General features: G+C 57.5%; 21 protein-coding genes. 11 read left to right on the forward strand and 10 right to left on the reverse strand.

Translation table 11 applies throughout. The features are described from left to right. Nucleotides 1–162: 162 nt before the first annotated feature. Nucleotides 163–1,068: a class I SAM-dependent methyltransferase gene (locus GRI35_RS02610; RefSeq protein ID WP_160612622.1), complete on the forward strand. Its 906-nt coding sequence runs from the start codon at nt 163–165 to the stop codon at nt 1,066–1,068. A gap of 244 nt (nt 1,069–1,312) precedes the next feature. Here GRI35_RS02610 and galU read toward each other — a convergent pair whose 3' ends face one another. Next, nucleotides 1,313–2,209: a UTP--glucose-1-phosphate uridylyltransferase GalU gene (galU, locus tag GRI35_RS02615; protein WP_160612623.1), complete on the reverse strand. Its 897-nt coding sequence runs from the start codon at nt 2,207–2,209 to the stop codon at nt 1,313–1,315. Between the two features lie 103 nt (nt 2,210–2,312). Here galU and murA point away from each other — a divergent pair, with 103 nt between their 5' ends. Further along, complete coding sequence (gene murA, locus GRI35_RS02620; RefSeq protein ID WP_160612625.1) at nt 2,313–3,596, forward strand: UDP-N-acetylglucosamine 1-carboxyvinyltransferase; 1,284 nt, start codon at nt 2,313–2,315, stop codon at nt 3,594–3,596. A 35-nt stretch (nt 3,597–3,631) separates the two neighbouring features. Here murA and GRI35_RS02625 read toward each other — a convergent pair whose 3' ends face one another. Together GRI35_RS02625 and GRI35_RS02630 are read right to left on the reverse strand one after the other, a co-directional pair. Next, nucleotides 3,632–5,110: a hypothetical protein gene (locus GRI35_RS02625; protein ID WP_160612627.1), complete on the reverse strand. Its 1,479-nt coding sequence runs from the start codon at nt 5,108–5,110 to the stop codon at nt 3,632–3,634. 120 nt (nt 5,111–5,230) lie between these two features. Further along, nucleotides 5,231–5,503, reverse strand: a complete 273-nt coding sequence (locus GRI35_RS02630) for a ribbon-helix-helix domain-containing protein (RefSeq protein WP_202390582.1) — start codon at nt 5,501–5,503, stop codon at nt 5,231–5,233. A 328-nt stretch (nt 5,504–5,831) separates the two neighbouring features. On the opposite strand from GRI35_RS02630, the gene GRI35_RS02635 reads away from it, so the two are divergent. Together GRI35_RS02635 and GRI35_RS02640 are read left to right on the forward strand one after the other, a co-directional pair. Continuing rightward, nucleotides 5,832–8,093, forward strand: coding sequence for a TonB-dependent hemoglobin/transferrin/lactoferrin family receptor (locus GRI35_RS02635; protein WP_235900110.1), 2,262 nt, complete (start codon nt 5,832–5,834; stop codon nt 8,091–8,093). Between the two features lie 43 nt (nt 8,094–8,136). Next, the gene (locus GRI35_RS02640) at nt 8,137–9,168 is read left to right on the forward strand and encodes a DUF6607 family protein (protein ID WP_160612629.1); all 1,032 of its coding nucleotides are present in this window, start codon (nt 8,137–8,139) and stop codon (nt 9,166–9,168) included. Between the two features lie 41 nt (nt 9,169–9,209). On the opposite strand, the gene phbB is transcribed toward GRI35_RS02640, so the two are convergent. Next, nucleotides 9,210–9,932 (reverse strand): acetoacetyl-CoA reductase, encoded by a 723-nt coding sequence (gene phbB, locus GRI35_RS02645; RefSeq protein WP_160612630.1) that lies wholly within the window; start codon nt 9,930–9,932, stop codon nt 9,210–9,212. 167 nt (nt 9,933–10,099) lie between these two features. Beyond that, nucleotides 10,100–10,867, reverse strand: coding sequence for a hypothetical protein (locus GRI35_RS02650; protein ID WP_290258956.1), 768 nt, complete (start codon nt 10,865–10,867; stop codon nt 10,100–10,102). A 369-nt stretch (nt 10,868–11,236) separates the two neighbouring features. On the opposite strand from GRI35_RS02650, the gene GRI35_RS02655 reads away from it, so the two are divergent. Genes GRI35_RS02655 through holA form a run of 4 tightly spaced genes read left to right on the forward strand, consistent with a single transcriptional unit; the run spans nt 11,237 to nt 15,786 of the window. Then, nucleotides 11,237–11,689, forward strand: coding sequence for a DUF3576 domain-containing protein (locus tag GRI35_RS02655; protein ID WP_202390489.1), 453 nt, complete (start codon nt 11,237–11,239; stop codon nt 11,687–11,689). A 33-nt stretch (nt 11,690–11,722) separates the two neighbouring features. After that, nucleotides 11,723–14,239 (forward strand): leucine--tRNA ligase, encoded by a 2,517-nt coding sequence (gene leuS / locus GRI35_RS02660; RefSeq protein WP_160612634.1) that lies wholly within the window; start codon nt 11,723–11,725, stop codon nt 14,237–14,239. Next, nucleotides 14,236–14,730, forward strand: a complete 495-nt coding sequence (gene lptE, locus GRI35_RS02665) for an LPS assembly lipoprotein LptE (protein ID WP_160612636.1) — start codon at nt 14,236–14,238, stop codon at nt 14,728–14,730. Before leuS ends, lptE begins: the two co-directional genes overlap by 4 nt. Before the next feature lie 24 nt (nt 14,731–14,754). After that, on the forward strand, nt 14,755–15,786 hold the full coding sequence (gene holA / locus GRI35_RS02670; RefSeq protein ID WP_160612638.1) for a DNA polymerase III subunit delta: 1,032 nt from the start codon (nt 14,755–14,757) through the stop codon (nt 15,784–15,786). Between the two features lie 12 nt (nt 15,787–15,798). Here holA and GRI35_RS02675 read toward each other — a convergent pair whose 3' ends face one another. Genes GRI35_RS02675 through GRI35_RS02685 form a run of 3 tightly spaced genes read right to left on the reverse strand, consistent with a single transcriptional unit; the run spans nt 15,799 to nt 17,663 of the window. Next, nucleotides 15,799–16,356, reverse strand: a complete 558-nt coding sequence (locus GRI35_RS02675) for an LptA/OstA family protein (RefSeq protein ID WP_160612640.1) — start codon at nt 16,354–16,356, stop codon at nt 15,799–15,801. After that, nucleotides 16,356–17,021 (reverse strand): LPS export ABC transporter periplasmic protein LptC, encoded by a 666-nt coding sequence (gene lptC / locus GRI35_RS02680; protein WP_160612642.1) that lies wholly within the window; start codon nt 17,019–17,021, stop codon nt 16,356–16,358. The genes GRI35_RS02675 and lptC overlap by 1 nt, the downstream gene beginning before the upstream one ends. Nucleotides 17,022–17,039: 18 nt before the next feature. Continuing rightward, complete coding sequence (locus GRI35_RS02685) at nt 17,040–17,663, reverse strand: ribonuclease D (protein WP_160612644.1); 624 nt, start codon at nt 17,661–17,663, stop codon at nt 17,040–17,042. A gap of 78 nt (nt 17,664–17,741) precedes the next feature. Here GRI35_RS02685 and ung point away from each other — a divergent pair, with 78 nt between their 5' ends. The 3 genes from ung (at nt 17,742) to GRI35_RS02700 (ending at nt 19,876) form a co-directional block, all read left to right on the forward strand. Next, complete coding sequence (gene ung, locus GRI35_RS02690; RefSeq protein ID WP_160612646.1) at nt 17,742–18,434, forward strand: uracil-DNA glycosylase; 693 nt, start codon at nt 17,742–17,744, stop codon at nt 18,432–18,434. A gap of 208 nt (nt 18,435–18,642) precedes the next feature. Beyond that, a complete protein-coding gene (locus tag GRI35_RS02695; RefSeq protein WP_160612648.1) occupies nt 18,643–18,972 on the forward strand; it encodes a TraR/DksA family transcriptional regulator in 330 nt (109 codons plus the stop codon). A gap of 40 nt (nt 18,973–19,012) precedes the next feature. After that, complete coding sequence (locus tag GRI35_RS02700) at nt 19,013–19,876, forward strand: hypothetical protein (protein WP_160612650.1); 864 nt, start codon at nt 19,013–19,015, stop codon at nt 19,874–19,876. A gap of 166 nt (nt 19,877–20,042) precedes the next feature. Here the strand turns inward: GRI35_RS02700 and GRI35_RS02705 are convergent, their stop codons facing one another. Beyond that, nucleotides 20,043–21,392 carry a carbohydrate porin gene (locus GRI35_RS02705; protein WP_160612652.1) on the reverse strand — a complete coding sequence of 450 codons (1,350 nt, stop codon included), beginning with the start codon at nt 21,390–21,392 and terminating at the stop codon, nt 20,043–20,045. Nucleotides 21,393–21,595: 203 nt separating this feature from the next. Continuing rightward, nucleotides 21,596–23,032: a glutamate synthase subunit beta gene (locus tag GRI35_RS02710; protein WP_160612654.1), complete on the reverse strand. Its 1,437-nt coding sequence runs from the start codon at nt 23,030–23,032 to the stop codon at nt 21,596–21,598.

A 23,032-nucleotide genomic window follows, 5' to 3' on the forward strand; every position in this document is an offset into this window, starting at 1 on the left:
TAACCTGGGCGCTACGTCAATCGGCGTGGCGCCCGCTTTTTGGCTTCTTACATCGTTGCCATGCCTCGTTCCATTATTCGTGCGAAAGCGGAGTTGCACTGGTGGGCGTCTTCGCGCGACAGGGTTGCCGTATGTCCGCAAGCGGCCCAATTGCGGACATGTGTGAGCGGTTCGATCAACGAGGTTGTCAGGCCGTTGCCAAGCTTGTGTTACCGTAGCGCCGACCGTACAGCGATCCAGATGAAACTCGAAGCTGAAGTATCTGCACATTACAGTAAGAGTGGCCTGTATCAGAAAATTCTCGAAGCGCTCGATGACATTGGGATTTCGCCCACTTCCGCCACGGCAAATGATTTGAAGTTAGTTGACGAATTTCACGTTGGCGGAATTTCAGCAACGACCGCATTAATCGATCAGCTTGCGCTAAAAGCAGATATGAAGGTTCTTGATATTGGTTCCGGTATCGGTGGCACCGCCCGTTTCGTTGCAGGAGAAACAGAGGCGCACGTTACTGGCGTAGACTTAACGCCAGAATATACCTCTACAGCGATAGCCTTAAGCAAGTTGGTCGGCATGGGTGACGCGACTGACTTCCAAACTGCAAGCGCACTTAATCTACCTTTCGATAATGACAGTTTCGATGCTGCCTTGATGTTTCATGTTGGCATGAACATACGCGATAAGCCGGCACTTATGCGGGAGGCCGCACGCGTTCTGCGTCCCAACGGCCTATTTGCAATTTACGACATCATGAAAGTTGGAGATGAACCCATTTCATTTCCGGTTCCATGGGCAAGCGTCAGAAAAAGCTCCTTTCTCGTCGATCTTCAAACATATCGAGAAGCGGCGACTCGAGCGGGGTTTGCCGAAGTTTCAAGCCGAGATAAGACGACGACAGCTCTTGAATTTTTCGCCGCGCAAGAGCGACGCAGTAAAGCCAATGGCTTGCCAGTAATCGGATTGCATATTCTCATGGGAGCTGACTTCCCAAAGAAACTCGCGAACATGGTCAGCAATATTTCGAGTCGACGGATTGCGCCAACGGAGCTCATTCTCCGACTAAAATAGTTGCCGCGGAGCGTGGCGCTCCAATGTCCGCATCCTGCCCTAACACGTGACATTTTCCTACACGCCTATCGCTTGCTATCTCATGGTTCGCTCTTTCCCATAGTAGATCTCTTCATCACAGCATAGTTTGCCGAAAAGCCCCGCGATCCCCTGTCCGTCCGGGGGGCAGGCCAAGCTGATTATCGTTTTGATTCAGCATATAAGTCTCGTGATCCGAAAGTGACACGGTGTCACCTTTGTCACTCTAGCAAAGCAGTCTTTGCGCCATCGTACGGACTTGCTCGCCCATGTCCTCACGCTCGAGGGCCAGTGCCAAGGTCGCTTCGACAAAGCCGAGCTTGCTGCCACAATCGAAGCGGCGGCCCGCGAACGTCACCGCGTTGAACGGCTGGGTGCCGATCATCTTGGCCATGGCGTCGGTCAATTGGATTTCTCCGCCCGCGCCTTTCTCCTGATTTTCAAGAGTACGCATAACTTCGGGCTGGAGGATGTAGCGGCCTGAAACGATTTTGTTCGATGGCGCCTGATCAACGGGCGGCTTTTCGACCAATCCTTTCACTTCGGTCAGCGCGCCATTCGCCGCGCCCGGGTCGATTACGCCGTAGCTGCTCACTTCTTCATGGGGGACTTCGAGCACGCTGATCAGATTGCCGCCGACTTCATTATAGGCCTCGACCATCTGCTTCATGCAGCCTGTCCCGCCACCTTGCTGGGCGACCATCAGTTCGTCCGGCAGCAGGATCGCGAATGGCTCATCGCCTACGATAGCCCGCGCGCACCAGATCGCATGACCCAGACCAAGCGGGACTTGCTGGCGGACCGTAATGATATCGCCGGGTGTCGCGCGGGTTGCGTCAAGCACCGTCATGTCCTTGCCGCGTTCGCCCATGGTGGATTCGAGTTCGTAGGCGATATCGAAATGCTCGACGATGGCGGTTTTACCGCGTCCAGTGACGAAGATGATCTGTTCGATCCCCGCCTCACGTGCTTCATCCACCGCATATTGGATCAACGGGCGATCAACGATGGGGAGCAATTCCTTCGGGATCGCCTTCGTCGCGGGCAGGAAACGGGTGCCGAGTCCCGCCACGGGGAAAACGGCTTTTTTGATGGGCCGGTGAAGTGGTTTGTGTTGGGTCATGGGGATCGGGATAGGGGGCCGGTCTTCGTGCCGTCAACCGGGATAGCTATGCTGCGGGCAATCATGGCCTTGCTCCCGCCACCATTCTCGGTAAACCGCGAGAATGGACAAGATAATTATACAAGGCGGCAAACGCCTCTCCGGCACTATTCCGATTTCCGGCGCGAAAAACGCGGCGCTGACTTTGATACCCTGTGCTTTGCTGACTGAAGAGCCGCTTACGCTGCGCAATTTGCCGCGCCTTGCTGACATTGATGGGTTCCAGCATCTGATGACCCAGTTCGGAGTCTCGACCAGTATTCGCGGCAACCGGCCCGAGGACTTTGGCCGGATGGTGACGTATGAAGCGGCGCGTCTGACTTCGACCGTCGCTCCGTATGATCTGGTTCGCAAAATGCGCGCGTCAATCCTGGTGCTTGGTCCGATGCTGGCGCGGGCTGGTGAAGCAACTGTGTCGATGCCCGGTGGCTGTGCCATCGGTAACCGTCCTATCGATCTGCATCTCAAAGCGATCGAAGCGATAGGCGGCGAGATCGAATTGGCTGCGGGTTATGTCCGGGCACATGCTCCTGATGGCGGGTTGCCAGGTGGTGATTTTGACTTCCCTGTAGTGTCGGTCGGTGCGACGGAAAACGCTCTGATGACCGCGGCGTTGGCAAATGGCACCAGCCGCTTCAGCAATGCCGCGCGCGAACCGGAAATTGTCGATTTGTGCAATCTTCTGGTGGCGATGGGAGCAGAAATCGAAGGGGTCGGAACATCCGATCTAACAGTCCATGGCGTCAAGAAGCTCAACGGCGCAACGTATAAAGTGATGGCTGACCGGATCGAAGCGGGCTCCTATGCTTGCGCGGCGGCAATTACCGGCGGTGAAGTTACCCTCGAAGGCGCGAACGCGGACGAGATGATGGCGACGCTGAAAGCGCTCGAAGCCATCGGTGTTGAGTATGAAGCGGTGAAGGATGGCGTGAAGATTGCTGCCAATGGTCCGCTGAAGGCAACGAATCTTACCACCGCACCCTATCCGGGTCTCGCCACCGATATGCAGGCGCAATTGATGGCGCTGCTGTGCAAGGCGGAGGGAACCAGCGTGCTGACCGAGACGATTTTCGAAAACCGATTTATGCATGTCCCGGAACTCAACCGTATGAGCGCGGATATCGAAACCGATGGCCGCAAAGCGGTGGTGACGGGTGTCAAAACGCTGACCGGTGCAGAAGTCATGGCAACCGATTTGCGCGCTTCGATGAGTCTGGTGATTGCCGGCCTTGCTGCAGAGGGCGAAACGCAGGTCCGCCGTCTCTATCACCTTGATCGCGGCTATGAGCGGTTGGAAGAAAAGCTCGCTTTGGTCGGTGCCGATATCGAGCGTGTGGGCGACGAATAAGCAGGGCGGAAGCACACACGCTCCCGCCCGTTATGTTATTCCGCCGCGCTGCTCCCGTCTTCGACTGGGATCGTGTTCTTCGCTTCAAACTCAGATCCAACGCCGAGCGCGTGACTGATAGCAACTCTGCGCATCGGTTCGGTTGATCCGGTCTCAAAGCTGTACGATGTCGGGTTGTGGCAAGTGAAGCAATTGAGCTGATCGCCTTTGCCTGGCACTTGCATAAAGGTTTCTGCGGTCATGTTCGCTAACGCCTCGCTACCCTGTGCAATCCCTTTCCAGTTGAAGTTCTTGTTCTGGATGTTGGCATTGTCAGCGGTGTAGACGTTTGGTTTAAACCACACAGTCCCGACCAAGAAATAGTCCTTGAAAGGCGAATTCTGGTTCGCAAATTCCGTCATTGATGCCGTATTCACAGCCGCGATATTGGCGGGGCCATTCTCCTGGTTCTCGCCGCCGGTGCGGTTCATCTGGACCACTTGCGTCACCGGCGAGAAGGTTTGCGATGCTTCGTCGAATATCAGCACTGCAGCGCTGTCATTCTTGACCAAAATCTTGCCCTTAGTGAACGGCGTACCTGCATCGTAGAAAGTATAGTCTTCATCCACGCTTTGATCGCCATAGGCAAAGGTGCCATCGGGTACCGACGGTGAGTTGCGCACATGCTCGAATGTGGCCCAGACCATCTCGGGGTGGTTCTCAATATACGCGACAACATGCAGGCCAACGAGCGCGACGGTAACGGTTGTGAACGTGCCGCTCGATTTGGCGATGCACGTGCTGCCGGTGCAATCATTCGCAAGAACAGGGACTTGGGCCTGCGTGGTGTATGCGCCTGCCGGTGCAGCCTCGCCATCGGCAAGGCGATACCACGTCGCTTTGAACACTGCCGAACCGCAATTGAAATAATATGCATTGCCGGTGCCGCCGCACTCTTCGCCAGCGCCAATATCCTTGCCAGCATTGGCGGCATAGGCACCGCCTTCGACCATATTGGCTTTGGCGGTCTTCAAATAGGAATCGTTCATATGGACCGAGGCGTAAACCGGGTAGCCATTGCCGCCGACCAACATATTGCCATCAGCTTCGGTAATAGCGCCGGCATTCTCGCCCGTGGGCATCGCATGCGGCTTGTTGGAATGTGCGCCCAAGCGCAGCATATCGCCCGAAGGGTTGGCGTCCGACGTCAGTGCATCCAATGTTGCCATTGTCATAAAGCGCGGGGTTCCGTCGATCTCCGCCGTTGCCCACGCGAAGGCTTCCCACGACCATTCATGAAAATCGCAATCGACAGCCGTATCGCTAAAGCTGGTCGGCAATTTCGCATCGGGCGCGAAGTAAGTCGGAAGATTTTCGGACCAACCAAGCCGGTTGGGGCAATCTACCGCACTCGCCGCCAATGTTTCGGTATCGTCACTCGCACCGGGCGTGCAGGCCGATACCGCGACGAAGCTGCTGAGAGCCATGGCCAAAGCCCAACCCTTCACATTCTTGAGAAACTTTGGAAACTGCATGTCCTATACCCCCAATACTGAGCATCGATAAAAACAAAAAGTAATTATCAAGCTTCGTAATAATAATGCGAGGAATACGGTCTGGCAGATAGTACAAAACGGACAGAGAAAATGAACCGGCTAAATTTTTGTATTATCACCATTCATAATGGAATTGGCACCGAATCTACGAGCGACCAGCCATATGCGAACTGCACTGGCAAGACCCGGCGGCGTCTCGGATTTGATTCGTTCGGCATCGATCCGTGCGACCACAGCATTGATCGGCAGGCCGTCCGTGGCGGCGGCCTCTTTCAGCATATCCCAGAACAGCGGCTCCAGACTGATCGAAGTCTTGTGGCCCGCGATCTGTACCGAGCGTTTGACGGGTGGATGGTAGCGAGCGGGTTGCATTTCACGCAAGTTGATAAAGTACATTCGGCGCGGCGTCTTCAACTAACTCCATAGGAGCCGCCCAAAACGGCAAAACCCCGCGTCGGTGGCGGGGTTCTGGTGCATCTGGTTTCACGATTTGAAAGAGCTTCGCCGAGAATAGCGCGGCGCGCATATGTAGGAAAGCACCCGCATAATTTGAGCTCGGGGTCGGCCGCGTTTCGCCTCACCCGCCCCGGCCCAGCCTATTCCCTGAGCCGCGCATGATGCGAGTTGACAAGTTTAGGCATAAGACTAATTGATAATGCAACTGACTCGCAATAGCACCGAGTCGGAGGAGGAATGAGCTTTGATAAATCCATGTAGTCTGCGGCCCGCCGCTCTTGCCGTCAGCACTCTCGCCCTATTGGCATCGCAGGCAGCTTTCGCTGCCGACAAAGCGGAAGATGCTGAAGAGCAGCCGAATGACCAAGATACGATAACGGTCACGGCGACACGCGCACCGGTAACCATTGCCGATGCCCCGGCTACGGTCACCGTTATCGATTCCGAACAGATCGCGGATGAGCTTGCCACCGATATTCGTGATCTGGTCCGTTTCGAGCCGGGGGTAACGGTTCGCCGTGCCCCGGCTCGGTTTGGTGCCGCGCTCGGCACAACTGGCCGCGCGGGAAATGAGGATTTCAACATTCGCGGCATCGGCGGTAACCGCGTGCTGATTCAAGTGGATGGAATCCGCTCGCCACAAGGCTTCAGCTTCGGCGCGCAAGACGTGGGCCGCGGCAATGCCACCGATGTCGGTTTGATCAAATCGGTCGAAATCCTGCGCGGCCCGGCATCTGCCTTCTATGGCAGCGACGGCCTGTCAGGCGCCATCAGTTTCACCACATCCGATCCCGAAGATCTGATCGAACCGGGGGCAAACTTAGGCGGTTTTGCCCGCGCCCAATACAGTTCTGCCGACAGCGAGTTCGCTGAAACTATCGCCGTTGCGGGTATGACCGGCAACCTCTCCGGAATGCTGGCCTATTCACGGCGCGATTTCCAGGAATTGGACAATCAGGGGACTGTCGATGTCGAAGGGCCTACGCGAACTGCGCCCAACCCGCAGGACGGATTTTCCAATGCCTTTCTCGGTAAGCTGCTGTGGACAAGCGGCAATCACCGCCTCCGTCTGACTGGCGAATATTTGGAGCGCGAGGTCTTTTCCGATGTGCTGTCAGGCCGTGGTCCCGTGTTCCTGTTCGGCCCGACCCCGAGCTGGATCGTCGACAGCTTGACTGCAACCGACACTACCGAACGGAAACGCGCCTCCATCGACTGGACATGGCAAGCGGATATGGCGGGAGCAGGCTTCCTCGATTACGCGCATGTTGCGGGCTATTGGCAAGACGGGAATGATGTCCAATTTGCCGATGAAGACCGTTCACCAACGGGTACGCGGCCTCGTCCGGATCGCGAACGCCTCAATACGTTCAACAATGAAGTTTATGGCGCAACAGCTGACTTCCGCTCCAGCTTCGATACTGGTGGCATCTCGCATACGCTATCGCTTGGAGGTGATGTAAGCTGGACCACACAGGAAGGTCTTCGTGACGGTGTGGAACCGCCATTTGGCGAAGTGTTTCCTGCGCGTGCCTTTCCGGTCACCGATTTCACTCTGGGCGGTGTGTTTATCGGCGACGCTATCGAGATCAGTGATGGTGCATTCACGCTCTATCCGGCGATCCGCTATGATTTTTACGATCTCGACCCCACCGACGATCCGCTGCTGCCGAATTTCAATGAAACGGGACAAAGCGGCTCGCGCTGGTCGCCCAAAGTCGGTGCTGTTGCCAAGCTGGGCGACAATATCCGTTTGTTCGGTAATTATGCGCAGGGCTTCCGCGCGCCCACGCCCAGCCAGGTCAATAATTTCTTCGAAAACCTGGCATTCGGCTACACCTCTGCGCCGAACCCGGATCTTGAGCCGGAAACGAGTGAGACCTTCGAGCTTGGTGTCCGCTACACAACCGATACGGTCAATATCACGCTAACGGGCTTTGCCGCCGACTATGACAATTTCATTAGTCAGGAAGTGGTTAGCGGAACCGGTACGCCGTTCGACCCAAGCGTATTCCAGTTCGTCAATCTCGACAGCGTAAAAGTCGAAGGGGTCGAGGCGAAGGCCTCTTACCAAGCCGACAATGGCTTCCGCGCACGTTTCGCTTTGGCTCTTGCTGATGGCGAAGTTCGCTCGCCCGGTGCGCCGGCATCGGCTTTGTCCACCATCGATCCGCTCAATGTCGTGTTTGGTGTCGGATATCGTGATCCTGACAGTGCATTCGGCGGAGAGCTGATCACCACGTATAATGCCCGTAAGCCCGCGAATGATGCGGTGGGTGTCTGCAATGGCACCTGCTTCCGCCCAAGCGAATTCGCCATTTTCGATGCCACAGCATTCTACCGCATCGGCGACCATCTGACGGTTCGCGCCGGCATCTTCAATATCACCGACAGGAAATACGCATATTGGAGCGATGTGCGCGGGCTGACCACGACATCGACCATCACAGATGCTTTCACCCAGCCGGGCCGTAACGCCAGCGTTTCGCTCAGCCTGCAATTTTGACTCCACATCTCTGACCCGCATCCCTGACCAGGAGGAACATCAAATGAAATATCTCACAGCAACATTTGCCGCCGCGCTTTGCGCAACCAGTCTGGCTGGGCCCCCGGTTTACGCCCAGGCGGTGACGCACAGCCCAGAAACCGTACACAGCGCCGAACAGCAGAAATTCGAACAGGACCGCGCCGCCATTCTCGCCATGGCCGGCGACTACAAAGTCCAGTTCAAATTCACCGAAACGGTCGCTTTCACGAAAGGCTATGAACCCAAAGATCCGTATCTTTCCGGCGGCTATGAAATCGTCCGCGTGATTGAGGATCGCGGCGACTTTATCAGCCTCCAGCACATCCTTGTGGTTGGCGGCGAGCAGAAGATGCCGATCAAACATTGGCGGCAGGATTGGCAATATCAGCCCAACAAGGTGCTGAACTTTATCGGCGGGAATGCATGGGAAATGCGCGACGTGAGTGAAGAAGACAGCGCCGGCAGCTGGTCGCAGGCGGTCTATCAGGTGGATGATTCCCCGCGTTATGGCGCTGTGGGATACTGGAGCCACGAAAACGGCATGTCCGAATGGGTCCCGCCCGCAGAATGGCGTCCGCTTCCGCGTCGCGACATGACGAAGCGCGATGATTACCACGCGGTCGTGGCGATGAACCGCCATGCGATCACCCCCGATGGCTGGGTGCATGAGCAGGACAATTCCAAGCTCGCGCTGGATGGCGAGGCGCGCGTTCTGGTGCGCGAAGTCGGCGTAAACACTTACGTCAAAAGCGACGCGTTCCCGACCGAAATAGGCGATGAATATTGGGCAAAAACCGCAGATTATTGGGCCGGTGTTCGCGATATCTGGACCGGCATGGAAGCGGCAGGTAGGCCATTTGCGCTCACTCAAAAGGGTGAGCCCGACCAACTCTATATGCCGCTAATGAATCTCGCGGGCGAAGTGGCTGCGGGCGACAAATCCGCCGATGCGGCAATTATTGAAGCAAAAGCTGTGATTGCGGATAAGACAACAACCGACCTTCCGCCTTTGGCGGAACGCCTGCGTGAGCGAGCAGAGAAGGTCGATTATTAGAGCAAATCGGTAATGTGGGGGCACGTAAGCCGGTGTCCCCATCAATACATATGCTGGCCGCCATTGACGCTCATGGTGGAGCCGGTGACGAATCCTGCTTCCTCGGAGCAGAAGAAACCGACCGCGCGGGCGATTTCGCTCGCTTGGCCAAGGCGGCCGACAGGAATCTTGGCGACGATCTTTTCAAGGACCGGCTCAGGCACTGCGGCGACCATATCGGTGTCGATATAGCCGGGCGCAATCGCATTGACCGTAACGCCGAATTTCGCGCCTTCCTGCGCGAGCGCTTTGGTAAAGCCGTGGATTCCTGATTTGGCGGCGGCGTAGTTTACCTGGCCGTATTGACCAGCCTGACCGTTGATTGATCCGATATTGACGATCCGGCCCCATTTGCGTTCGCGCATGCCCGGGAAGCATGCTTTGGCCATGTTGAAGCACCCGCCCAGATTGACGCGCATCACTTCGTGCCAATCTTCATAGCTCATTTTGTGCAGGGTGCCGTCGCGCGTGATACCCGCATTGTTGACCACCGCATCTATCGGCCCGAGGTCTTCACCGACTTGCGCGCATCCTGCGAGTGAGGCTTCGTGGTCGCCGACATCCCATTTATACGCCTTAATACCGGTTTCCGCAGTGAATTCCTGCGCCTTCTGGTCGTTACCGCCATAATTCGCCGCAACAGTGAAGCCGCTATCGCGCAAATTTTCGCAGATTGCCCGCCCAATGCCGCGGGTTCCGCCGGTTACGATTGCCACACGTGCCATTTCACTCACCTCTTTTCCCCTTGGATTACCAGTGGCGCTATCCGCCTGTTCCGTAACGTCATGCCATAGGTGAGCCTGCGGCTAACACAATAAAAAACCCTGCAAAAGCAGGGTTGATCACGTCATTGAAATCGAATTCTTGCAGCGCTGCAGCCGCGCAGCAGGCCTTAGAAGCGGAACTGGGTTCCAACGTAAACTGCCTGATTGTCCTGAACATTGTCAGTCAGCGGAGCGATCCGGTCACGGTCTTGCGACAGACGGACGCCGGCGGTCACATCCAGATTCTTGGTCACGCGATAGGCGCCGCCAAGGTCGACCATCTGTTCGCCCTGACCTTCCAGAGTGCGCGGAGCACGGCCGAGACTGCTGTTGTTTTCAAGCGCGATGCGGGGCTTGAAACGGCTGGGCTTATCAGGCGCAGTGCTTTCGACCGGCTTGTAATCAGCCAGATCGGGCATCTCGATTGTACGAACACCTGCTGGCATTTCAGCAGTCAGCTTAGGCGCTTTGGCAAAGGTTTGATAACCGCGGGCGATGCCCAGATTATAACGCGTCGGTGTGATTGCAATGCTGCTCGCGCTATTTTGCGATTGCGCAATTTTGGCAGAAGAGCGCACAGAGATAACGCGCGCGGTTTGATCATCGACACGTACGGCCACCGTTACGGTCTTATCGCGGATGGAAGCCGTTCCCGCAGGAGTGAAGCGCAGATCAAGACCTTTCGCTCGGATGCTTTCAGCAACACGGCGGGCCAATTTGGGATCAACAGTAGAAGGAGTGAATGGCGCGAATCCGGCTTTGGATACATTGGCCGTCACTGACTCGGTACCACCAAGGGCCAAACCAGTACTTGGCACAGCGAGAGCAACAGCCGCGGCAGCGCCAAGCGCCGCCCCAATCTTGCCTATCCGTGCCATGTTAGCTGGCTTTGCCACTGTTCCTGCCTACTTTCCTCTCCATATCAGACCGTATCGGGCCTGAATATTTCCTGACTCTCATATGCGCCCTAATCGTTACGCTTTCGAATCAGAGCAATCATACGTTACATCGGCCCGGAGAAATGACCAGCTTTTCCACAGCGCCATATCCAAGTTCTGGGACAGTGTTGCACGAGTCCCACAAAATTACCGCGGATTAAGCCGTTATTCACGCCCGAACCCGCTTTGTGCCGCCGCCAGCGGGATCACTTCCGATCTGTTTGTGTGGCAAGGCGCAAGCGGCGAAATTGCCTGCTATGTCTTGCCGCGCCGTGTTGGCGGGTTATAGAGGCCCTAACGCCGTTAATAGGACACTGTGAAATCACCATGAGCGCACACCCACTCTTCGCTTCCCGTTTTTCACGCATGCTGCTCGTCACAGCTGCGCTAGGCAGCCTCGCTGCATGTGGAGGGCGAGAGCGCCCATCTGCCGATCTGGCTGCTTCACAGCTGACCACAATCGGGGTGAACTCCTACCTGTGGCGCGCGGCGCTTGATACGGTTGCTTTTGCGCCGCTGCTGCAGGCGGATAGCGCGGGCGGCGTCATTGTCACCGACTGGTATGCGAACCCGACCAACCCGGGTGAGCGTGTGAAAGTCACGGTAACCATTCTCGATCAGGATCTGCGCGCTGACGCGTTGCGCGTCGCGGCAAGCCGTCAGGTTGCCCAGGGCGGCGGCTGGGTCGATGCTCCGGTGCAGGCTGCGACTGTGCAGAAGCTGGAAGACATCATTCTGACCAAAGCTCGCGATCTTCGCCGGAAATCCTTTAAAAGCTAAACACGCGGCTCGTTTGAGCCGGACGGGAAATCTATGACCGAGAAACGTTTCGATCCGTCAGTAGCGGACGGGCGCTGGCAACGCGCATGGGATGAAGCGCGCTGTTTCGAGGCAGACAGCAACAGCGATAAGCCCAAGAGTTACGTGCTGGAGATGTTCCCTTATCCCAGCGGGCGCATCCATATCGGCCATGTCCGCAATTACACGATGGGCGACGTGCTGGCGCGTTATAAGAAAATGCGCGGGCACGAGGTGCTCCACCCTATGGGCTGGGACGCTTTCGGTATGCCAGCCGAGAATGCGGCGATGGAAAAGGGCGTGCACCCGGGCGGCTGGACGCGCGACAATATCGCCAACATGAAAGCGCAGTTGAAGCGCATCGGCTTTGCGCTCGATTGGAACCGCGAATTCGCCACCTGCGATCCCGAATATTACGGGCATGAGCAAGCGCTGTTCATCGATATGTTCAACGCGGGCCTCGTCTACCGCAAGGAAAGCGAAGTCAATTGGGACCCGGTCGACAACACCGTGCTCGCCAATGAGCAGGTGATCGACGGCAAAGGCTGGCGCAGCGGCGCAGAGGTTGAAAAGCGCAAGCTCAACCAGTGGTTCCTCAAGATCACCGATTTTGCTGACGATTTGCTGGACGGTTTGGGCGAGCTCAAGGATTGGCCAGACAAAGTCCGACTGATGCAGGAAAACTGGATCGGTAAATCGCAGGGTCTACAATTCAAGTTCGACCTTAGTGATGGGCAGGAAGTGGAGGTCTATTCGACCCGCCCCGACACGATCTTTGGGGCGAGCTTTGTGGCTGTCGCTGCCGATCACCCGATTGCCCAAGGTGTCGCTGAGAGTAATTCCGACGCTCAGGCATTTATCGAAAAGTGCAAGGCTGGCGGAACCACAGCTGCTGAGCTGGAAACCGCTGAGAAGTTGGGCTTCGACACGGGCATCAAGGCGATCCATCCCATCACGGGCGGCGACCTGCCGGTCTATATCGCGAACTTCGTGCTGATGGATTACGGCACCGGCGCGGTGATGGGCGTGCCCGGCCACGATCAGCGCGACTTTGAATTCTCGACCAAATATGGCCTGCCGATCCTGCGTGTAGTTGCGCCCGAGGGTGCGGATGCCGATGCGCCGCTGAGTGAAGCAGAATCTGGCGATGGCGTACTGGTGAACTCCGATTTCCTAAACGGCATGAGCGTCGATGATGCCAAGGCGGCTATCATCACGCGCGCCGAGGCCGGAAAATGGGGCGAAGGCCAGACTGTGTGGCGGCTGCGGGATTGGGGCGTATCGCGCCAGCGCTATTGGGGCACGCCGATCCCGTTTATCCATTGTGATGCTTGCGGTGTGGTGCCCGCGCCCAAAGAGAGCCTGCCGATTGAGCTCCCTGAGGATATTGATTTCAAGGAACCCGGCAATCCGCTTGGGCGTCACCCAACATGGAAACATGTCGATTGCCCGAAATGCGGCGGTAAGGCCGAGCGTGAGACCGATACGCTCGACACATTCACCAATTCCAGCTGGTATTTTCTGCGCTTTGCGAGCCAGCCTGTGGACAGACCATTCGATGCCGAAGAAGTCGCCAAATGGCTGCCGGTCGAGCAATATATTGGCGGGATCGAACATGCGATCCTCCACTTGCTCTATGCCCGTTTCTGGACCCGCGCGCTGAAGCATATGGGCCAGATCGACTTCGGCGAGCCTTTCGCCAGCCTGTTTACGCAGGGCATGGTGACGCATGAAACCTATTCGCGCCAAGACAGTGGTCGTGAGGTCTATTTCACACCGTCGGAAGTTGAGCGCGGCGGTGAGAGTGCGGTTCTGAAGTCTGACGGGAATCCGGTCGATATCGGCCGCGTTATCAAGATGTCCAAGTCGAAGAAGAATGTCGTCGATCCCGATGATATTATCGAGACCTACGGGGCCGACGCAGTACGCTGGTTTATGCTCAGCGACAGTCCGCCAGAGCGCGATTTGCCGTGGTCAGAAGCGGGGATCGAAGGCTGCTCGCGGTTCGTCCACCGGCTGTGGCGTTTGTTTGGCCAGTTCGATGCGGGTGCTTCGGGCGAAGACAAAGCGCTCGCTCGCAAGACGCACCAGACCATCGCCGCAGTTGCTGACGACATCGAAGCGCTTTCGTTCAACAAAGCTGTCGCGCGGCTCTATGAGCTGACCGGTGCGACCGAGAAGGCCGGGCCATCGGCGACGCGCAATGAGGCGATCCGCACCATCCTGTTGCTCGCATCTCCGATGATGCCGCACCTCGCTGAAGAAGCGTGGGAGCAGATGGGCGGCGAGGGGTTGATTGCCGAAGCCGAATGGCCCGAAGTCGATGAAGCATTGCTGGTCGATGATGAAGTGACCATCGCGATCCAGCACAAAGGCAAGCTACGCGACACGCTGACCGTGGCCAAGGGATTGCCCAAGGAGCAGATGGAAGCGCTTGCACTCGCGAGCGAGAAGGTCCAGCGTTCGCTTGATGGAGCGGAGGTTCGCAAAGTGATCGTAGTGCCCGACAGATTGGTCAATATCGTCACATGATTCGTGCAGCGCTCACTCTCGCGATGCTCGTATCGCTCTCCGCATGCGGCGGTTTGAAACCGATGTATGCGGGCGGCAGTCAGGGCGCGGTGGCGCAGGGGCTTGGCTCGGTCGAAGTCGCGCCGATCGCTGGCCAAGCCGGATGGCTGGTGCGCAATACTCTGCGTGACCGGCTCGGTATCGTGAAGGACGGTGAAACCAAATATCGTTTGGAAATACGCCTGGATGACCGGCTCGAAGGGCTGGGCGTATTGGGCGATGACACAATTGGCCGCGAACGCCGGATTCTGCGTGCGCGCTATCAATTGGTCGATCTGGCTGATGGCAATATTTTGCTCGACGGGACAGCTGGTTCGGATGCCGGTATCGATGTGGTCTCAAGCGAATATGCGACCATCGCAGCGGAGCAGACGGCGCTGGAAAATCTCTCTCGCGAAATCGCCGACCGGATCGTAACGCAGGTCGCGCTGACATTGCGCGCCGCATCCTGAGTATGCGGCGGTGACGGAAAACTCATGAAGGCGACCCAGAAGGATTTCGGCTCGCTGGCCCGCCGAGCCGCGAATGAGTGTTCAGTATTCTATTTTTGCGGTCCGGACGAGGCTGGTGCCAGCGCGGCGGCGCAGACGATTATTTCGATGCTCGATGATCCGGGTGAGCGGATGGAGATGGCTGGCGCGACTTTGCGTAAAGACCCGATCTTGCTCGGTGATGAAGCGCGCGCCGGGTCACTTTTCGGCGATTCCAAACATATTGTGGTGCGCGCAAGCGGTGATGAAGCGCTGGATGCGGTAGGCAATCATTTGCTCGGCACAGGCGATGCTTGCCCGGTCCTGATCGTTGCAACTTCGGCCACCGACAAATCGCGGACCGCCAAGCTGCTCGAGAAGCGCGATGATGCGCTGGTGGCGATGTTCTGGCCGCCCGATTTGGGTTCGGTCGCCGGTTCGGTGCGGACAATGGCGGACACGGCGGGCTTGCAGCTCAATGGCGATATCGCCGAGCGCATCGCGCGGGGCGCTGGTCTCGATGTACGGCTGGCGCAGTCCGAGATCGAGAAGATTGCGCTCTATCTCGATGCCTCTCCCGAATCGCCGCGCAATGTCGATGTTGCGGTGCTGGACGCAATCGGCGCGAAGACCGAGGATGACGGCTTTATGCCGGTGGTCAATGCGGTCCTCTCGGGCGAGACCAATAAGCTACAGGCCGAGCTGGTGCGGGTGCGCGAGTTGGCGATCAATCCGGTCGGCCTGCTGCTGGCGTTCGAGCGTCGCGCGGCTCAACTGGCCAGTCTGTCGGCGAAGATTGGACCGCGGGGTGACATTAACGGTGTGATCCAATCGGAAAAACGTGCGCGGCGCATTTTCTGGAAGGACGAGCGTGACTTGTCCGTGCAACTGCGGCGCTGGCGCGGAAAAAAGCTGGATCGGTTGCTCAGCAAGCTGCTCGAAATGCACCGGGCCTTGCTGTCAAACAGTCAGTCGGCTGATCTGCTTCTATCGCAAGGTCTGACCGAGATCGCGCGCGCGGCGGCGCCGCGCCGATAATAGGCCGCTAGCTCAATTCTCCGGCACCGAGAACGTGCCTGACACCCGCCCTGTATTGCTGTCAGTCGTTGTTTCACCTGTTACCGAGGACGAACCGCTGGCGCGTCCATCCACGCTCGATACACCGCTGCGCAAATCAATCACCAGGCGGCCGCCACTGAGCGTATCGCCGCCACGGCGCAGGCGGACATTGCCCGCCATGGTGATAATCCGGCGGTTGAAATCATACACTGCGACATCGCCGCTCGCCGCTTCATTGCCGCGTGTGACCTGTACGCCGCCGGTCGCGGTAAGCCGCTGGATCTGGAGCGTGCCCGCATCGCTGTAATTGACCAGCATCCGGTTGGAGCGGACGGTCAAACCAGCCTGCCGCACCACAACGCTGCCCGAGAGCGCAACGCGGTTTTGCTTGTCCTGCAACTCGATCCGGCCCGCATCGAAATCGACCGGCGCGTTGGAATTATGCGCGGCGATGGCCTGTGCATGCAATTGTATGCCGCCCAGGGCTGCAGCTGTCAGCATAAAGCCGATCAGCGCCGATTTGGCAGAGTTGCGAAATGTGGTTTTCATCAGGGTATCCTCAGCTTGCCGGGCACCATGCGGAGCTTGGCATTCCCGTCAAGAGCGACAATGCGCTCGGACAGATCGACTTCAAGCCGGTCGGCGGAAAACGTGCCAGCCGGGACCGCGCCCGATACGCCGCCAGAACCGACCAGTTTCTTCGTTTGGAGGTCGAGCGCGACACCGCTTGCAGCCATGCGATAACCGTCAGCAGCGGTGACGTTGATTTCATCGGGGAAATCGACCTGGCGGTCGTCAATCATATAGCTTCCGGCCTCTGCACCGACGCGCGCCGGGCCTTCGGGCAGCAATAGCCGCGCGACCAGATCCTGCATCCGGACAATGCCTTCGTTGCCCGATCTTTGTACCGCTTCGCCCGCGGTCAGCGAGAACGGACGGCCTTCATCATCCTTCCCGCGATAGAGCGCGTTTTCGACGCGGAGCCGCTCGTCGATCATCGCGACTTTGTTGCGGTCGAGCAGGAAGCTGACTTCGCCGCGCGGTGACAGAGGGGTGATAATCATCAGCGCAGCAAGCACACCAACACCCATGGGCAGGACTTTGCCGAGAAACCCGACCAGCTTGTCATGCGAACCGCCGGGCACAGCGAAATGTTGCCGCGCGCTGCGCAGCTCTTTCGCTTCCGCCGTTTCGATCCGCCTATGGGTGCTCATCGGGTGGTAATAGCCTTGCTAAGCTGACGCGTGACTGAAGATGTCGTGATCGGCCCAGCCCGCCATGTCGAGCCGCGCGCGTGTGGGGAGAAAATCGAAGCAGGCCTGAGCCATTTCGGTGCGGCCTTCGCGTGCCAGACGCTCGACCATTACGTCATGCAGGCGGTGCAGATAACGCACATCAGACGCGGCGTAATCACGCTGCGCCTCGTTGATTTCGGGCGCGCCCCAATCGGAGCTTTGCTGCGCCTTGGAGATTTCACCGCCAAGCAATTCGACCACCAGGTTTTTGAGGCCGTGCCGGTCGGTATAGGTACGGGTCATTTTGCTGGCGATTTTGGTGCAGAACACCGGGCTGGCTTCGACGCCGAGATAATATTCGATTGCTGCAAGATCGAAGCGCGCGAAATGATACAGTTTGAGCCGCTCCGGATCAGCCAGAACCGCTTTCAGATTGGGCGCATCATAAGTGCTGCCGACTTTGAAACGCACCAGATGCTCGTCGCCCTGACCATCGCTGATCTGGACAACGCAGAGCCGGTCACGCGCGGTGACAAGGCCCATCGTTTCGGTATCGACGGCCACAGGTCCGGGTGCGAGCACGCCTTCGGGGAGGTCTTCTTCATGAAAATATACTGCCATGCGCGTCCTTTAGGCCGATTGGGGATTAAGGGGAAGGGTTTGCTGGCGGCGATCCATCACAAGCATTAAGCTGTCTCGATGGCGAGTGAGAGTATTCCCGAAAGCTGGCAGCCGGTTTTGGAGCCGGTGCTGGCTACGCCCGAGGCGCGTAAGCTGGGCGGGTTTCTGAAAGCCGAGGAAGCCGCAGGTAAGCCGATCTTCCCGCCGCGCGGACAACGGCTGCGCGCGCTCGAACTGACGCCGCTCGACCAAGTCAAAGTCGTTATTCTCGGGCAGGACCCCTATCACGGACCGGGGCAGGCGCATGGCTTGTCGTTCTCTGTCCCGGAGGGTGTGAAAGTGCCGCCCTCGCTGGGCAATATTTACAAGGAACTGGCCGATGATCTTGGCGTGACACCGCCCGCCCACGGCAATCTGGAACATTGGGCGCGGCAGGGTGTGCTGTTGCTCAACAATTCGCTGACGGTGGAGGCGCATAAAGCCGGCAGCCATGCAAAGATGGGCTGGAGCGAAATCACCGATGCGGTGGTTGCTGCCGTGGCCGGGCGCGAGCAGCCCAGCGTGTTTATCCTGTGGGGCAGCCATGCACAGGGCAAGGCGGCGCGCATTCCGGCGCTTACAAGTTCGGGGACGCAATCGGACCGGCATTTGGTCCTCAAAAGCGTGCATCCCAGCCCGCTTTCTGCCTATCGCGGGTTCTTCGGCTCGAAGCCCTTCAGTCAGGCCAATGCGTTTCTGGAAGAGCACGGTCGCGGTGCGATCGAATGGTGAAGTGGAACGCGAACGGCACTGATTATAAGTGTGGCCTTCCGGGAAACTCTCTTTCAAATCAGCAGATTGATCTACTTACACCGCTGCAATGTGTGACCTTTGGCCAAATCGTGTAGCATGTGGCCATGACTGTCTGTGCGATCGGTGCGGTAATTGCCTTGGGGTCATCTGGCGAACAAAGCAGATCGCGTTCGAGTAGGAAAATCCCATGACCGAGGAAGACGCTCTCGCTGCACTCCAATCGCGCCTTGCACAATTGGAAGAGGAAGACCGGATCAGCGAAGAATCGCGCGGCCCCGTCACTCTTCAGCAGGACAGCGTCGGGCGGCTAAGCCGGATGGATGCGATGCAGCAGCAGGCAATGGCGCTGGCCTCCGAAAAACGCCGTCAAGCGGAGAAAGGTCGGATCAAAGCGGCACTGAGGCGAATTGAGGAGCACGAGTGGGGCTATTGCTTGACCTGCGGCGAGCAGATCGCTGCCGCACGTTTGAACAACGATCCGTCGGTCAGCCAGTGTATTGGTTGTGCTGGGAGGTAATTGGTCGGGATCAATCCCCGAAGTATGAAAGAAGGTTCAGGTGGCGAAAACAAAGAAGGGTCAAGTCGGCACTTGCAAATTGACGGGTAATTGCGGCCCGTTTGTAAAATCACATATAATCCCGCGCGCATTGTCGTTGCCAAGAGCAGGAGGTATTGCGTTTCCACAGCTCGGGCAAAGAGAACGTCCATCTCGCCGCTTCGATAGCTGGTACGATCTTGCCCTCGTCACTCAAGCTGGAGAAGGTATCCTTACAGATTACGATACATGCGCGATTGAGGAATTAAGGCGACTGAAGCTTGTCTGGCAATCTTGGGGACCGATGAAAGCGCTGTCGACATCGGACGCGGATATGTTTCCCGGCACTCCGAATGGAATACGTCAAATCTCTTTCGATTACGCAGCCAAGATGAGGTTGTTCTTTCTAAGTTTGCTGTGGCGGGCTGCAGTTACTGACCGAAGGGAGTTTTCAGAGATCACTTTAAAGTCGTCTGATGCGCGCAGGCTGCGACGCGCTGTTCGCGATGGTGATACCAACCTTCCAGATGACTTTTTCCCTATCACATTGTCACAAATATCTACACGGGGACTGTCTCATAATCACGGCCCGATCAGTGAAGTGAAGCAGCCAGTAACGGTAGGTAAATATACAGGAAAGCCGCTGCCCATTTTTCGCGTCTATTTTGACGGGCTATCAGTTCACATACACACCAAAGCCGATAACGAAGCGGTTGATGGGCTTAAGCCAATGTTGGTCGGGCCAAATAACAAAATAGTCTTGCCGACAGTAACTTGGGAAGCATCATGGCAAGCGCAGAATTTGGCCAATGTCATGGCGGACGCAGAGTATGAGTTTCCTGGCGCGGTAGCTGGAGCCGACGGACGGAAATCGGATCAGGACTAGCCTACCAGCAGGACGCCCTCCCGTTACTCGCTATCCCCGCGAAGCGGGAGTATACGACGGCTTAGCGCTGGGCGAGGCTGGATTCCCGCTTTCGCGGGAATGCCGGAAATGGCTTTCAGGCAAGTTGATCCGGTACTCTGATCGGAACCGTACTTCATGTCTTCTGTTAAAACAGCGCCGTCACCCGCATTCCCGCAGTGACTCCAAAATCGCGCACCGTGACGGCGGAATCAACCGCTTGTACATTGGCCGTCACGCGCAAATTCTTCGACCAACCGAATGTATAGAACGCCTCGATACCTTCTTCGTCCTGCAGGGCGAGCCGATTGCCAAGCGCATCGACCAGCCCGTTGGCGATCGAGTAGCGAAAATAGGTAAGGCCGAAGCGGTCTTGCGGGCGTGATTTTGGATTGCCGCTGATCCCGATAAAGCCGCTGGCATCAAGGAACGTCGGGTTGCCGTTGGAAACATAAACTTGCCCGAAAATGCCGATTCCATTGCCCGGGTTGGCGGCGTCTTCGGTTAGATATTGCTGGAAGGCGAATACGCCCGCGACTTCGCCCTGACGATTGCCAAAGTTGGAGCCCGGTGCCGGAATGAGAGCGGCCGGTAGTGCTTCGGCGGCCAGTTCGCTGCGTGATGAGGCCGCAAGCTTGAGCGCGTAATAGCCGCGCTTTCCGCCAATTTTCACAGGGAACGTCACCGAGGCAAGCATGCCGATACCTTTGGAGAAGGGGTCTTCAAGCCCGCTGCGCCGCGATTGCAATTCGGGATCGAACACGAGTAACCGGTAGAGCACTTTCTCGGTCGGGACATTGAGCACCGCGCCGGTGATCGACCCCGGCACAATCGCGCTTGGCGGTAATGCTGTCGCGAGGTTTTGAAAACCTTCATGCCCGCCGCCACCTTGAATAGGGATACGCGCCGCCAAATCGAGGATATTGACTTTGCCCACAGTCAGCGTCGTACCGCTATTCCAGCGCTTTGTGATATTCACCGAGAGGTCGAAGACATCGCCCTCACCGGGGTAGAACAATTGCGTATTCTCCGGGATCAGCCCGATTTCGCCATTGCTGCTTTCACCATATTTGAATTCGGGATGGAAATGAAGCGAGATGCTATCATCGAGCCCGATCGCGCTGCCTTTCACATCGACATAGGCGTCCACTTTGCCGCCATAACGGAGTGTACTTGGCGCGCTGCCGGATACGGGGACATCGGCGAATTGCGACCAGACCAGCCTGGTGGTGGTGCGCTCGGGGGGGGTCTCGGTAGGCGTTTCAGCCGGTAGGCGGAGCGGCTGGGCCGCATCGTCCTCGCCTGGCTCCGCAGGTTGATTGGTCACCCGGATCGTCGCAGTGGCGCTATCTTGCCCGTTCACGACTACCGCATCCGCAATATCCTGCGCATAGGCTGGCGGCCCTGCAAAGCACAGGCCAGATGCGCCGAGCACTGCTAGGCTACGAAGCGACCAATTTTTGTCGGCCCCACAAATTGAAACGGCGTTACTCGTCATAAACCCAACATCTCGAGAGGTATTGCTGGCAAAATGTCGCTATAACCCTCGTACTACTTACTAACATACGGCGCACGCCCTTACGCCGAATTATTGATATGCCAGCACTCTTAATGCCGGATTTTATATAAGGAAAGCAATTCTATGTGAGAAATGCGACATTGGTAGGTGCCGTGTCACAAGTGTCGCAAACAGCTTCGGTGTCAGCGCGGAAGATCGCTCACACCCATCAGTGCTTCGTCAACGGCGCGCGCGCATTGGCGGCCCTCGCGAATGGCCCATACGATGAGCGACTGCCCGCGCCGCATATCGCCGCATGCAAACACGTTTTTTTCGCTGGTCGTGTAATCACTAGTGTCGGCAGCAACATTGCCGCGTCCGTCCAATTCCACGCCAGCCCGGTCGAGCAAACCTCTGCGGCGCGGGCCGGTGAAGCCCATCGCCAGCAGAATCAGGTCGGCGGGCAAAGTAAACTCGGTGCCTTCGACTTCGACCATCTGGCGGTCTTTCCACTCGACGCGCACGCATTCGAGACCGGCGACATCGCCGTCTTGCTCGATCACACGCTTGGCCAGAACCGACCAGTCACGCGCTGCGCCTTCTTCATGGCTGGAGGATGTGCGCATTTTCATCGGCCAATCGGGCCAAGTGAGCGCCTTGTCCTCTTTCTCAGGCGGTTGCGGCATGATTTCCAGCTGCGTGACGCTTTTCGCGCCTTGCCGGTTGGATGTACCCACGCAGTCGGACCCGGTGTCACCGCCGCCAATTACGATCACATGCTTGTCGGTTGCGGTCAGCGTGCCGCGGGGGGCTGCGCGTACTTCATCGTCGCCCGCATTGCGCTTGTTCTGCTGCGTCAGGAATTCCATTGCCGCGCGCACACCGGGCAGTTCTGCACCGGGAATATCGAGCAGCCGTGGTTCTTCTGCACCGCCCGACAGCACGACGGCATCGAAGTTCTCTTGCAGCGCTTTGAAACTGACTTCCACGCCCACTTCGGCGGAGGTTTTGAACGTCACACCTTCGGCTTCCATCTGCACCCCGCGGCGATTGATCAGATGCTTTTCCATTTTGAAGTCGGGAATGCCGTAACGCAGCAGCCCGCCGATCCGGTCGCTCTTTTCGAACACAGTGACGGCATGGCCTGTGCGCGCCAATTGCTGCGCACAGGCGAGGCCCGCAGCGCCCGAACCGATGACTGCCACAGCCTTGCCAGTCTGTTTTTCTGCGATCTGCGGCTTGATCCAGCCTTCTTCCCATCCGCGATCAACGATGGCGCATTCAATGCTTTTGATCGTAACGGGTTGGTCGATGATGTTGAGCGTGCAACTTGCCTCGCACGGGGCGGGGCAGACGCGGCCGGTAAATTCGGGGAAGTTGTTGGTGGAGTGCAACACCTCCAGCGCGTTCTTCCAATCGCCCTCATACACCAGGTGATTCCAGTCGGGGATGATGTTGTTTACCGGACAGCCATTATGGCAGTAGGGAATGCCGCAATCCATGCACCGCGAAGCCTGGCTTTTCAGCTCGGCCTCTTCGGGCTGAACCACAAATTCCTTGTAGTTCTGCACGCGTTCGGACGGATCGATATAGTCGCGATCGCGCCGGTCGAGTTCGAGAAATCCTGTATCTTTGCCCAT

This window comes from Pontixanthobacter aestiaquae, assembly GCF_009827455.1.
Lineage (GTDB): Bacteria > Pseudomonadota > Alphaproteobacteria > Sphingomonadales > Sphingomonadaceae > Pontixanthobacter > Pontixanthobacter aestiaquae.